Raw genomic sequence first — 12713 nt, 5'->3', positions numbered from 1 at the left:
CTAATCTAGAGAGCACGGCAAGACATGAACGCCTTTTCGCAAGCAGTTTACTCCGAGGAGCCAAGTATTTTGGTTGGCATGGCAAATTCTTCACCGATGACAGGTGACGCCGACATCGTCACTGTAGAGTCGCGTTTCGGTGTGTTCGAATTCGATCGGAATCTCTGCATTCGTCTGCCCAAGGGTCTCCTCGGCTTCAGTGATTTCAGCGAATTCGGAATTACGCCCATTCCCAATGAAACACTGGCCCCTCTCTTGCTTTTGCAGTCAATTGAGTCCGCGGACCTGACCTTTGTCGTGCGCCCCTACGATACTGGAACAGGCTTGATCGAAGAAAAAGACATTGCGGAAGCCTTTGATGCTCTCTCAATCGATGTCGGCGTGGGCAGTATCGTTCTGCTCACGACCTTTCACAGAACCCCGCAGGGGCTCCAGCAGTCCGTGAACCTTCGTGCCCCGCTTCTTATCGACTCCGATTCCAAACAGGCTTGGCAGTATATCTTCCGGAACGATCGCTACGACGTCCGCCATATGCTTGGATAATCATGCGAACCCGGAGCAAACCATCCGGGTTCAGGCGAACTTCGTAGCCCTGAACACCAAAAGCCGCCCATAATCGAGGCGGCTTTTTTGTTTCCGGTGTGCGGAGACGCAGACAGAGCCTGGATCAGGCGGACAGGCCGACGCTGCCGCCAGCTTCCTGAATAGCATCCGTCATCGACACCTGTGCATTGGGCGTCGTTGCGAGTTCGTGCCAGCTCTTGCGCACATTGCTGAGGCTGCGAACGATTTCATCGCAGATCTCGATAGAGTTTGATGAGTTAATGCGTTGAATACGCATGAAAATCGTATCATAGAACTGACTAAGCATGGGCGAGACTTCTCCACCCTTCTCGAAATCCAGGTTGGCCTGCAATCCAAGTAAGATTTGCGAGGCTTTTTTCGTATGATTGAAGCGGTCTTCGATCCGCTCTTCTTCGATTGCGAGCTTGGCGGCGGAGATAGATCGGATCATACCATCGTAGAGCATTACGACTGCCTGAAGCGGTGATACGGCTTTTGACGCCGCAGCGTAGGCAGACTGGGCCTGCGAATGGTAACTCATACTCACACCTCCCTGGCGTGTTTAACGATCTGATTCGATGAAGGATTTCAGCTGGTTCGTCATATTTTCAGCGAACGCGACCGCCTGCTCCATCTTGGCAAATTTTTCCAGCAGGAACGCGCGGTAGGCGACCATGCGTTCCTCGATCTTCGCGATTTCCGTCGTGTAATCTTCGTTCAACCCACCCAGGGTGCTGATCTGTTCCGCGATCAGCCCGCCATCGGATCTGGCGTAATTGTCCGCAGTCTGAAAGATCTTTTCGGCAAACCCGAGGCTCGTTGAGATCTGGATGGTTTCCGCGCCAGTCGATGGCGTTGCCGCATAGGCCAGTGTCATGCCCTCGAAGGCCGTGCCTTCTATACCAACCAGCCTGCTGCCGTCGATATCGAAGACATTGCCGTGGCCGGTAACGCTGACACCCAGAATATTGCCTCCGGCATCGGTACCGGTGATATTGAGCTCGAAATCACCGACCGAGAGCTGCGCCGAGCGGCTGATCATCGCGACCTTGGCAGAATCGGCGGTAAAGCTGAACTCGAAGAGATCGCGGACCTCGTCGAGCTTACTCACCAGGGCTGAGTCGAGTGTCGAACTGTCGACCGTCAGATAGTTGTTGGAATCAAGTTCGATACCAATATCGCGCAGAGTCGTCAGGGCCCCGGACAGAAGGTTGTCGGTGAAGCCCGAGATATCCGAACCGAGCGCTGATTCCATCGTCCGCAGCGTGTTATCACCAAAAAGGACCGAATCCGCCGAAACTTCGCCTTCAGTATTGACCTGTTGCTGACCGAGAGAGAAAGCACGCAACTCGTTGTAAGCAGTGACAAAAGCGTCGATCCGACCACGAACCGCGGTTAGATCGGGGTCAATCTCGACCTGGACGGTGGTTCCGGGTTCGGCTTTAAAGAGATCAAAGGTCAGACCCGTAATGGCATCGGAGATTTCGTTCGAATCCCGGGTTATGGGATCGGGGATTCCGTCGACCAGAACCTGGGCGGGCTGAGGTGTTTCCAGCTCGTTGGAAAAGGTTGCTCCGTTGTCCGCGGAAATACCCAATGCGGTTGCAAGGGCACCGCCGGCATCGCCCGTAAAGGTAATGGCTTTGTTGGTTTCTTCAGCGGTCAGGACAATACGGAAATCGCCGTCAGCTATCTTCAGTGAAGATGCACGGACGCCGGTCACATCTGACTGCGAGTTTATCGCTGAAACCAGGCTGTCCAGAGTCATATCCGCAGTCACGGCGATGTTGGCCGTTGTACCGCCCGCAAGACCAATGGTCAGGTTTTCCGCGACACCCATGGCCGCCGTGTTGTCCGCGATCGTGCCGCCGGAGATCTTGTGCGCCGTGGCGATCTGCTGGACTTCGAATTCGTAGATACCTGCAATTGCTGTATTGGCTGCCGTAACGCCCATAATATCGCCGGCGGCGGTCGCGGAGCTGGAGGTCAGAAAGGCCGATTTCTGCTCGAATACGTTTTCGAGATCGCCATTGAGTCCCGGCGGATTACGAAGGCCCTCAGCAGCAGACTGCAGGTTGTTGACGAGGGTTTGAAGATTTGTGTAAGCCGTTGACTTAATTTCGTTATCAGAGATCTTCTGCTGAAGCCTGACGATCGGAAAACTCTTGGCCTGAACCAATGCTTCGACGACCGCGGCCGTATCAAGTCCTGAAAACGATCCGCTGAGAACCGGTGTGCCGTTTGACAGCGATAAAGTGCCTTGCGTACCCGCGAGTGCCATTACCTTACTCCTTTACGGCCCAGTATCCCTCTGATTCCCTAAAATTCGTTAAATATCCGAGGCTTCTAAGCCTTTGTTTCGATAACGTGATCGATCGCCGTCAGAGGTGAAGACGTGGGGTAAGCCCGCAGCATGTTTTCCGTCGGGAATTCGAGGATCACATCACCGCGCTTTTGATCGAAGATCTGCACCACCAGGCGTCCGGACTCATGGTCGCGATAGGTTGCCAATCCGGAAACCTTCGAGACAATGGGCGCCGCCTGCTGTGTGGCGGGTTGCTTAGCGGCCACGCTGACCGAGCTCGCCGCCGCGGACGCAGAGGCATTCTCAACGGGCGCAGGGGCAATGCCCGCAGCCGGTGCGGCGTTGATCTTCGATGTCGCTGCCGGCGCCTTAGACGCTGGAGCGGGATTTTTTTGACCAGTTGGGTTAAACGAGGCGTCGACCATCTGTCACGACCTCCTTTATATTTTTCAAACAGGGTAAGGCGGGGTGGGCGTAAGGCCCTTACCCCGCCTCGCCACCGTTTACTGAAGAACTCGCAGGAGTGACTGCGGGATCTGGTTTGCCTGAGACAAGGCCGAGACCGAAGCCTGGACCAGCACCTGCGACGACACCAGTTTGGCCTGTTCGGCCGCAAGGTCGACGTCGGAAATGGCCGATTCAGCGGCCTGGATGTTCTCAGTTGAAGTTGCGATCTGCTGACCACGGAACTCAAAACGCGAGATAAACGCACCAGCGTTCGCCCGTGCTTCCGAGATCTCATCGATCGCGGCGTCGACCTGCCCCATTGCTGTCGTAGCATTGGCCGCCGTGTCGACAGCGGTCGTTACGCCCAGTGTACCTGACGTAAAGTCCGCTGCACCGGCAGCAAGGGCTGCGAAGTTGACTGTAATGGTATCAGAGGCATCGGTACCAACGAAGAAAGCAACCGAGGTTGTTCCGGTACCGTCCAACAGGGAATCGCCGTTAAAGCGGGTCGTGGCCGCGATACCGTCGATTTCGTTGATCAGCTCCTGATACTCAGCATCGATGAAAGCACGTTCGTTATCGGTCGGAACACCGGACAGCGAGGCCGCTGCCAGGGCTTTCATCCGCTGCAGAACGTCGCCGACACGTGCCAGGCCGCCGTCGGCAACCTGAACCATCGAAGCACCCTGGGAAGCGTTGATCGAGGCCTGCTGAAGAGCAACAACGTCGGAATTCAGACGTGAGGCAATCGCCAGACCGGCAGCATCGTCAGAAGCCCGCACAATGCGCGAACCAGAGGCCAGCTTACCGACCGAGGACGAAGCCATAGCTGTGTTGTTGTTCAGAAAACGTGTGGCCGTATTGGCAGCCGTATTCGTAGCAACTACAGGCATGTTAAAAAATCCTTCTACTTGAAGTTCACAACCCCTCCTTCCTGGAGAGGCCTGAAAGAGACCGCCTACTTGGCCATCCCGATACCAGAAATCCAAAATAGAGACTCATAGCACCAGTCTGTTCATCGCAATTCCAATGCCAAAAACCGACTTCGACGGAACAATTTTTTTCTCTTTATATTACAATGTGTTACACATTTCCCTTATAGGCTGCAGGTAATATTTGCCTATTTCTGCTAGGAAAGATTTGCCCAATGGAGGGGGATCCGGCAAATTTTTCCGGGCAGATTTTGCCGCCTTGCACAGACGCAAAAATATGTACGGCGGGACTTCGGTTAAAACAGCGGAGGACTTATTGAATTTACCTTAAATGCAGCATAACGCTGCTGTCACGCTTGATTGGATGCGGCCACAGACTAGTAGGCGCACGGTAACGCGACTCGATGTGATTGCTCCGCGATCATTTTCCGCCGCATTAACAAGTAACGCCTCGTCAACGTTTTCGTGAGCAGAAGTGATCCTTTGCTCACGCCCATGTGTCTTCACCGTGCGTTGAAGCTCTGTACAAACGGCGCCAATTCAGCAGCAGAAACCATTCCCAAATTAGAGCTCAAACGTTCTGGAGGATTACATGTTACGCTCCCTGATGCTTTCGTCCGCTTTTGCCGTAATGGCAGCGAGCTCCGCCTTTGCCGGTCAGCAGTATGTCGATGAATCCAAGTACGCACTCAGCGGCTACGACCCCGTCGCCTACTTCGACCTTGAACAGGTGCCGGTCGGCCAGAAGCAGCCTGAGGCAGTGCCGGGCAACGCCAGTATTACTGCCGATTACAACGGTTCGGTCTGGGCCTTCTCATCGGAAGCAAACCGCGCAAAATTCCTGGCTGATCCAGCCAAATACGCTCCGCAGTTCGATGGCCACTGCGCCTATGGTGTCGCTCAGGGCGGCAAGGTACCCGGCAATCCCAATCTCTGGCGCATTGTCGATGGCAAGCTTTTCCTGAACATCACGCCGAACGTGGTTGGGTTCTGGGAAGAAGACGTCAACGGTCATATCTCGTCAGCCGGAACCAAATGGACCAAGTTGGAATCGAAGGACGCTTCTTCCAAGAGCTGGAAGGCGATCAACGCCAACGATGGCACCTATTCCAAGCCGGCCCCCCAGGGCAGCTAACTCGGGCAGCTAACTCGAGTAGCCGATAACCGTCAGTCTCACCTTTGCTAGGTCAGAGACTGGCGGTCCTCCACAAACCACTGATGTATAGCCAGACTCACTGAATAGGAATTAATAAGATGAGTACCAAGACCAAAGTCATGTCGTCGGCAGTGATCGCCGGTGCTGTTGCTGTGGCGCTTTCCGCATCAGTCTCCGCGCCCGCAAGCGCGGCAGGCAAGGAAAAGTGCTACGGTGTCTCCCTCGCCGGTCAGAACGACTGTGCCGCCGGTCCAGGCACCACCTGTGCCGGAACCTCGACAATTGATTACCAAGGCAACGCCTGGACGCTGGTCCCCAAAGGCGACTGCACAAAATATGGTGCCGAAGGTCAGGAAGCCAGTTACGAACTGCCGGGTGATCGTCAGGGCTCTCTGGAAGCCATCGAGCGCGATCTCCCGACCGGCTGATCTTCTTTTAGGATGGCCATGAACTAGGATGGCCATGAACCGAAGGCCGGATTTTTTCCGGCCTTCGTGTCTCTTAAGAGGTATCCCATGAAAATCCCGGCAAATACCCCAACCACCCTCCCCGCAAGGATTCCGGGACGCGCCGGTGTCGGTCTTAAGGCCGCTCACTACGACGCGATTATCGAGGATCGCCCGGATATCGGATGGTTTGAGGTTCACGCTGAGAACTACATGGGCGATGGCGGTCCCCCTCACCGCTATCTTGAGGCTATTCGCCGGGATTACCCTCTTTCCTTACATGGCGTGGGCCTGTCCATCGGCGCGGATCGGCCGCTTGACAAAGATCATCTCTCACGTCTGAAAGAGCTAAACCAGCGCTATGAACCCGGTCTCTTCAGCGAACACCTGGCCTGGTCGACTCATGACGATTTTTTCTTCAACGACCTGCTGCCGGTGCCATACACCGAGGAAGCACTCGCACGCTGCAGCGAGCATATAGATCAGGTTCAGGAAACCCTCGGTCGGCAGATGCTGCTCGAAAATCCCTCAACCTATGTCACCTTTGCCGAAAGCAGCATGAGCGAAATCGAGTTCCTGACCAACCTCGCTAGGCGGACCGGCTGCGGATTACTTCTCGACGTCAACAACGCTTTCGTATCGGCCAGCAATCACGGTTACTCACCAGAAGTCTATCTGGATGCCTTCCCGCTCGAGCAAGTGGGCGAGATCCATCTTGGCGGCCACGCGGAAGACCTCGACGACGACGGCGCACTGCTCTTGATCGACGCACATGACCGGGCCGTGGCCGACCCGGTCTGGGCTCTGTTCAGCCGCGTGATCGCACGCACCGGCCACCTGCCGACACTGATCGAATGGGACAATGACGTACCCAGTTGGCAGAGGCTTTTCGGCGAAGCCCAAACCGCGGATCGTCTTCTCGTTGCCACAGACGCAGCGTTAAGCACTCCGGAGCAGAATCGTGTCTCTCTCTGAAATCCAATCCGAGTTCATCGCCGGCTTGCGGGATCCCTCTGCGCCGCCACCCGATAGTTTAAAGGCGCGCGGCGGAACGCTGCCCAAACGTCGGTTCGACGTTTACCGCAACAACGTTGTTGCGAGCCTGATCGAAGCTTTGAAAGCCAGCTTTCCGGCTGTCCTGCATCTGGTGGGCGACGAATTCTTCAAGGCAACGGCACGGGTTTACATCGACCTGGAGCCACCGCGTTCGCCGCTCATGTTTCTCTACGGCAAAACCTTTGGCGACTTTCTGGATCGCTTTCCGCCGGCAGCTTCAATCCCTTATCTGGGTGACGTCGCCCGGCTGGAATGGGCTCGCTTGTCGGCCTACCATGCCGCTGACCGGACAGCGATCAGCATCGATAGCCTTGCCGAGATACGGCCGGATCAACTCGGCGCGGTCACATTTCAGCTACATCCTTCACTGGAACTCTTCTCGTCTCGCTGGCCTCTCTTCTCGCTCTGGGCTGCAACGTCCGGCCTAGCCCCCCAGGACGCAGTTAAGATGGATGCACCCGAGCAGGTGATTGTTGTTCGGCCGGCCTTCGACGTCGACACCCGCCGCCTACCTTCTGACGGCTACAACTTTATCAAGGCATTGCGTGAAGGCGCGACATTAGGAGAAGCCGCCGGCTTGGCCGCGGAAATTTCGCAGACTTTCGATCTCGCCAATCACCTGGAAGGACTTTTCCAACTCGGTGCCGTGATTGGCATCACCAAAAACCACGATTAACGACAAACCCCAAGGAAGGATAGAGTGCTATGATTTCCCGACTTGCCGGATGGTACAATCTCATCTTCGAAAAGATTCAGCGTGCGTTGGAAGACTGGTTCCTCGGTCTCGCCGCCCGCTTCGTTTTTGCCGGCGTCCTGTTCGTATATCTGTTCAATTCCGCCCTGACAAAGGTTGGTGATGGCTTTCTGGGCTTCTTCACGATCACAGACAACGCCTACTTCCAGATCCTGCCCAGTGTCGTCGAACAATTCGATTACGACGCCGCGCAGGTTCCCTTCTTTCCCTACGACATCATCGTCGCGGCCGGCACCTACAGCGAGTTCATCCTGCCAATCCTGATTGTGTTGGGGCTCTTCACTCGTGCCGCAGCAATCGGCATGATCGGCTTCGTCACTGTACAGAGTTTTGTCGATGTCGCTTTTCATGGGGCCGACGAAAAAACCACAGGCGCGCTCTTTGACCGTTTCTCGGACTCCGTGATCGTGGATCAGCGCAGCCTCTGGGTATTTCTACTGATCTACCTCGTTGTCCGCGGACCGGGATTATTGTCGCTGGACTATTTCTGGACCCGCAAACCCACTGCAGCCTGAACGAAAACCGCAAGCGGAAGATTGTGTATCGCTCCAACCAAGAGACGCTATGCAATCTTCCGTGCAATCACCTCAACCGGAGCGACCCGGTTTTCCGCGATGTTGGTAACGAGATTCTGTAGTTTTTCGCCAGTGTTTTCCCCCATCACAATGTGAAGGCTCAACGGGGGCAGACCGTCGGACGCAGCGAGCCTCACACGCTGTTTCTCAAAAAAATCCAACGCAAAGTCACGCCGGTTACGCTCCGCGACGATCTTGAAGCCGGCGGCCGCCAGGGCGTCTTTATATTCCTGCGGGCGAGCGACAAAACTGGTTTCCGGCACGGATGACCAAGGCACGGGAAATGTCAGTTCCCCCTCTCCTACACGCATGACATCGTAAATACCAAAACGGGCACCCGGCCGTAAAAGGCGGTAGACTTCACTACAGAGCGCAGCCTTGTCCGCGATATTCATGCCCACGTGCATCATGTAGGCAGCGTCGAAGGTTCCATCAACGAGCGGCATGTTTAAGGCGCTGCCCTGCCGGAGTGAGACTTTGTCGCTGAGCCCGACCCAGTTGCACAACACCCGCCCCGCAGTCACATAGTCTTCCGTCAGATCGACACCCGCCACTTTGCAGCCGTAGTAATCGGCCGCGAAACGCGCAGGCCCGCCGAGGCCACAACCGATGTCGAGTACAAATTGATCCGCCGACACATCCATCTGGTCGAGCAACTCGATTGACGCCTGCCGCCCGCCAACGTGAAACTCGTCAACCAGTGCCAGATCATCGAGTGTGGCTGTCTCCCGCTTTTTACCCAGTGCTTCAAGTCCACGTTTGATCGCCCCGAGCAGATCGCTTCGACTGTAGTGCCGTGTAAGCTCCTTAGTATCAGACATTTGACAACTCCCTCGCTAACGGAACCAGATGGCCGTCTGTGGCGTGAAAGTCACGATCATGAGCGTGACGAACATAGCCAAAATCAGCCATTTTCCGTACCCCATAACTTGTTCGATCTTGAGTCCTGTGGTCGAACAGACCGTAAGCAGAACGGACGCAACCGGCGGTGTCTGCTGTCCAATCCCCAGGTTCAGGCACACGATGACACCGAAGTGGACCGGATCGACGCCGATCTCTCTGACCAATGGCAGCAACATCGGCACGACGACAATGATCGCGGCCGAGGCGTGCAGGAACATGCCCAACAGCAACAGAAAGACATTGATCAGAAGGAGGCGAAAAACATAGTCGTCGGTGACGCCGCCCAAGGCTTCGGCAATGCGCTGCGGCAGCTGTTCATTGGCGAGAAACTGACCAAGCACAGCCGAGCCCGCGATGATCATCATCACGACAGATGTTTGGCGAACGGTTGTGACCATCAGCTCATAGAGCTTTGCGGCCCCAAGATCGCGCTGCAGAACTACACCGAACAACAAAGCCGCAACCACGCCTGCCGCGGCGGCTTCTGTCGGCGTCACGAAACCGAAGATCAAACCACCGACAACCAGCACTGGGATTAACAGAGGCACGAAAGCCCCCAAAAAGGCACCGCCAAGCCGGGCAATCTCGAAACGCCTGTCGACCGGGTAGTTTTCCTTAAGAGCAAAGATGTAGACGGTCACCATGAAGGCACCGCCCAACAGGATGCCGGGTACTATGCCGGCGATGAACAGCTCCTTGATCGAGGTGTTGCTGGTCACCCCGTAGAGCACCATGGGAATGGACGGCGGGATAATGATCCCGAGCGTTGCGCTGGTCGCGGTAACCGCCGCTGCAAAGCTGCGCGGATAACCCTGCTTCTCCATGGAAGGCACGAAGACCTTGCTCATGACCGCCGCGTCCGCCACAGCCGAACCCGACATCTCCGCCATGAACATGGATGTCACGATATTGACGTGCCCCAGTCCGCCGCGGATCCAACCGACCAAAGCCGCCGCAAGTGCAATGATCCGTTCCGAAATGGAGGTCGCCCCCATCAGCTCGCCCATGAAAATAAACAATGGGATTGCCAGCAGAACCACCGAGTTCGTACCGGAGAACATCTGAATGGGAACCATGATGAGATCTATACCGGACAGCGCCATGGCAATCGCCGCCGTGATCATCAACGCAAAACCAATGGGTACGCCGAACCCGATCAGCGCAAACAGCAGAACGATCACCAGCCAAGCCATGATTAGAGATCCTGACTCTTGGCCGCCGGCCGGCGCCGTTCGACAATCTGGACCAAGATTGCAAGACCGAGTAGAACCGCCGCCAAAGGCATGATCAACATGAACCAACCCTGCGCGATCTCCGCAGTTTCGATTTCAGTCGCACCGTCAACACGGATCATCCGAATTGATTGGAAAAACAACAGAGCAAGAAAAACCAGGATTGCCGTGTCGGTTGCGTGACGGAGGAAGGCCTGCGGTTTTGGCGGCAGGCGTTCAACCAACAGATCAAAGGCAATATGTCCACCACGCCGCAGTGCCATATAAGCCCCTAGAAACGCAATCCAGACCAGCAGTAATCCAGGCACTTCATCTGCTGTTACGCTGATAGAGCCGAAAAATACGCTCAGAATCTCGTAAAGAGGGAGAAGAGACTGTACTTCGTCGGACAGCCCCCGCAGCCAATCCAGCACAACGTAACGATAGAAAACGTTCGAGCAGATCATGGCGGTGGAGACAATTAGGCAAAGCACCGCCACTGCCTGCACAATCCTGTCGGCAAGTTTCAACATGGTGATTTATCCGACCGCCGGCAGGCGCTTTCGTCCTGCCGGCTTCCTATTTTGGGCAGCCGAGAGTTCTGCCCAGCCCCAAGGTCAGTTCTTTTGAGCGGCGCCGCGCACCAGATTCAGCCAGTCATCGCCCTGACTGGACAGATAGTCATCGTAGCTCTTCGAAGTCGCCGCCTGGAAAGCTTTGAGATCCACTTTGTTGATCGTCAGCTTTGACTCCATTTCCTTGAAGTACTTGTTTTCCAGAGCCGCAGCGCCTTCGTATGCATCGGCGGTGACAGCCGCACCTGCTTCCGAAAAAGCCTTCTTCTGCTCATCGTTCAAGCCATCCCAGAAAGACTGCGATGCCAGCAGGAACGACGGCGTGTAAACATGTCCCGTCAAGCTCAGGTGCTTAGCTACCTCATAGTGTTTCTGCTCGTAAAAACCGTAGGCTGCCGCTTCCGCGCCGTCGACAACACCGGTCTGCAATGCAGTGAAAGTCTCTTTCCAGGCAACTTTTTGCGGCGTCGCACCCATTTGCTGGAACACACCCTGGCGGAATTTTCCGCCCGAGATCCTGATCTTCAGCCCATTGAGATCCTTCGGTTCGCTGACCGAACGCTTTCCGTTCACGACGTGCCGGAAACCGTTTTCATAGACACCAACAACCTTGACGCCCGCCACTTCCTCGATCCGCGCACGAACCGCCTCTTCAAGACCGCCAGTCATGGCCCGTTGAACATGTTCCCGATCAGCGAACAGCCAAGGCAGATCAAACAGGCCAAGTTTTTTATCGAGTTTCATAACGCCCGAGGCGACATTGATCATCTCGATCGAGCCGGCCTTCACATTGGTAATGAGAGCTTTTTCCTTACCCAGCTGACCGCCTGGGAACAGTGAAAACTCGAACTGACCTGGCAGGCGTTTTTCAATTTCGGCAGCGAACATCTGCGACTGCTGGTGCAGAGGCGATAGTGCCGACACGTGACTGGCAATTCTGACTTTGACCGGATCGGCAAGAACCGCCGTTGTCGTGGAAACAAGCATCGCCCCTATAACGGCGACTGCGGGTATCAACTTCATGATTTCCTCCCTCACTGTTTGCATTAAAATATGTCTACATGATATTGGAACGTCTCTGCAGCCCCCCAGGAGCGCCGCCATTCAAGCGCACGTCCATCATATCCCATCGCGATTCTCTTGATAGCGACGACGGGGGCGCCCTTTTCGATACCCAGATTTTTGGCGACAAGCGCATCTGCAGAACAAGCGGTCAGCTGTTCTTGGGCGCGCGCAACGATCTGCCCGCAAAATTCCTCGTAAATCGGATAGAGTAGCGGTCCAATCTCGCTCAATCTCAAAGTCAGGAACGCCGCGAAGCGAAGATGAGGCAAACAGATCTCTTCATAAAGGACCGGCTGGTCTTCGACGAGGCGCAGTCTCTGAATAGCGACGACAGCTTCATCCTCCACCAGATCCAGGGCATCGCGTACGGACTGCTCAGGAGTCTCGATGCTGCGTTTCAGGATCTTGCTTTCAGGAGTCAACTGTTCTCCATCCTGACCCTGGAAGCGAAAGAAGCGGAAAAAGGAGCTACTGAAATCAGGCCTGCGGACAAAGGTCCCGCGCCCTTGTTGGCGTTCCAGCATCCCTTCGTCGACAAGGCGTGTGATGGCCTGCCGGACCGTACCCGGCGCCACACCGAATCTCTCGGCCAATTCGACTTCGGAAGGAAGCTGTTGACCAGGCTTCCATTCCCGGCGACTTACGGCTTGGCGAATCGTATCAGCGACCTGATGATACCGAGGCAGTCTACTGTCACTTGGGAGAGTCAGTTGCATGGGAATCG

General features: G+C 55.5%; 15 protein-coding genes. 6 read left to right on the top strand and 9 right to left on the bottom strand.

The features are described from left to right. Nucleotides 1-24: 24 nt before the first annotated feature. Nucleotides 25-543, top strand: a complete 519-nt coding sequence (gene fliW / locus QMZ18_RS19190; RefSeq protein ID WP_282607960.1) for a flagellar assembly protein FliW — start codon at nt 25-27, stop codon at nt 541-543. 124 nt (nt 544-667) lie between these two features. Here fliW and fliS read toward each other — a convergent pair whose 3' ends face one another. The 4 genes from fliS to QMZ18_RS19170 form a co-directional block, all read right to left on the bottom strand. Then, nucleotides 668-1105 carry a flagellar export chaperone FliS gene (fliS, locus tag QMZ18_RS19185; RefSeq protein ID WP_282607959.1) on the bottom strand — a complete coding sequence of 146 codons (438 nt, stop codon included), beginning with the start codon at nt 1103-1105 and terminating at the stop codon, nt 668-670. A 21-nt stretch (nt 1106-1126) separates the two neighbouring features. Next, complete coding sequence (gene fliD / locus QMZ18_RS19180; RefSeq protein WP_282607958.1) at nt 1127-2845, bottom strand: flagellar filament capping protein FliD; 1719 nt, start codon at nt 2843-2845, stop codon at nt 1127-1129. Nucleotides 2846-2910: 65 nt separating this feature from the next. Then, on the bottom strand, nt 2911-3294 hold the full coding sequence (locus tag QMZ18_RS19175) for a flagellar protein FlaG (RefSeq protein ID WP_282607957.1): 384 nt from the start codon (nt 3292-3294) through the stop codon (nt 2911-2913). 78 nt (nt 3295-3372) lie between these two features. Further along, nucleotides 3373-4209, bottom strand: coding sequence for a flagellin (locus QMZ18_RS19170; RefSeq protein ID WP_282607956.1), 837 nt, complete (start codon nt 4207-4209; stop codon nt 3373-3375). 631 nt (nt 4210-4840) lie between these two features. Here QMZ18_RS19170 and QMZ18_RS19165 point away from each other — a divergent pair. The 5 genes from QMZ18_RS19165 to QMZ18_RS19145 all read left to right on the top strand — a co-directional run bounded on the left by QMZ18_RS19165 (nt 4841) and on the right by QMZ18_RS19145 (nt 8175). Then, on the top strand, nt 4841-5383 hold the full coding sequence (locus QMZ18_RS19165; RefSeq protein WP_282607955.1) for a YHS domain-containing (seleno)protein: 543 nt from the start codon (nt 4841-4843) through the stop codon (nt 5381-5383). Nucleotides 5384-5502: 119 nt separating this feature from the next. Next, nucleotides 5503-5832 (top strand): DUF2282 domain-containing protein, encoded by a 330-nt coding sequence (locus QMZ18_RS19160; protein ID WP_282607954.1) that lies wholly within the window; start codon nt 5503-5505, stop codon nt 5830-5832. Between the two features lie 87 nt (nt 5833-5919). Beyond that, entirely contained in the window at nt 5920-6825 is a 906-nt protein-coding gene (locus QMZ18_RS19155) for a DUF692 domain-containing protein (RefSeq protein WP_282607953.1), read from the top strand. Further along, nucleotides 6812-7582, top strand: a complete 771-nt coding sequence (locus QMZ18_RS19150) for a DUF2063 domain-containing protein (protein ID WP_282607952.1) — start codon at nt 6812-6814, stop codon at nt 7580-7582. The genes QMZ18_RS19155 and QMZ18_RS19150 overlap by 14 nt, the downstream gene beginning before the upstream one ends. 29 nt (nt 7583-7611) lie before the next feature. After that, nucleotides 7612-8175 carry a DoxX family protein gene (locus QMZ18_RS19145; protein ID WP_282607951.1) on the top strand — a complete coding sequence of 188 codons (564 nt, stop codon included), beginning with the start codon at nt 7612-7614 and terminating at the stop codon, nt 8173-8175. Between the two features lie 47 nt (nt 8176-8222). Here the strand turns inward: QMZ18_RS19145 and QMZ18_RS19140 are convergent, their stop codons facing one another. The 5 genes from QMZ18_RS19140 to QMZ18_RS19120 all read right to left on the bottom strand — a co-directional run bounded on the left by QMZ18_RS19140 (nt 8223) and on the right by QMZ18_RS19120 (nt 12705). Then, a complete protein-coding gene (locus tag QMZ18_RS19140) occupies nt 8223-9056 on the bottom strand; it encodes a class I SAM-dependent methyltransferase (protein ID WP_282607950.1) in 834 nt (277 codons plus the stop codon). Nucleotides 9057-9071: 15 nt separating this feature from the next. Continuing rightward, the gene (locus QMZ18_RS19135; RefSeq protein WP_282607949.1) at nt 9072-10331 is read right to left on the bottom strand and encodes a TRAP transporter large permease; all 1260 of its coding nucleotides are present in this window, start codon (nt 10329-10331) and stop codon (nt 9072-9074) included. A 2-nt stretch (nt 10332-10333) separates the two neighbouring features. Continuing rightward, nucleotides 10334-10882, bottom strand: a complete 549-nt coding sequence (locus tag QMZ18_RS19130; protein WP_282607948.1) for a TRAP transporter small permease — start codon at nt 10880-10882, stop codon at nt 10334-10336. Between the two features lie 84 nt (nt 10883-10966). Beyond that, nucleotides 10967-11947 carry a TRAP transporter substrate-binding protein gene (locus tag QMZ18_RS19125; protein WP_282607947.1) on the bottom strand — a complete coding sequence of 327 codons (981 nt, stop codon included), beginning with the start codon at nt 11945-11947 and terminating at the stop codon, nt 10967-10969. Between the two features lie 23 nt (nt 11948-11970). After that, on the bottom strand, nt 11971-12705 hold the full coding sequence (locus QMZ18_RS19120) for a GntR family transcriptional regulator (RefSeq protein ID WP_282607946.1): 735 nt from the start codon (nt 12703-12705) through the stop codon (nt 11971-11973). Between the last annotated feature and the right edge of the window lie 8 nt (nt 12706-12713).

Origin of the sequence: Pelagibius sp. Alg239-R121, from assembly GCF_947331435.1 — a bacterium.
In the GTDB taxonomy this organism is placed as follows: domain Bacteria; phylum Pseudomonadota; class Alphaproteobacteria; order Kiloniellales; family Kiloniellaceae; genus Denitrobaculum.
The sequence above is the reverse complement of the archived record's forward strand: the minus strand, read 5'-3'. Positions and strand labels throughout refer to the sequence as shown.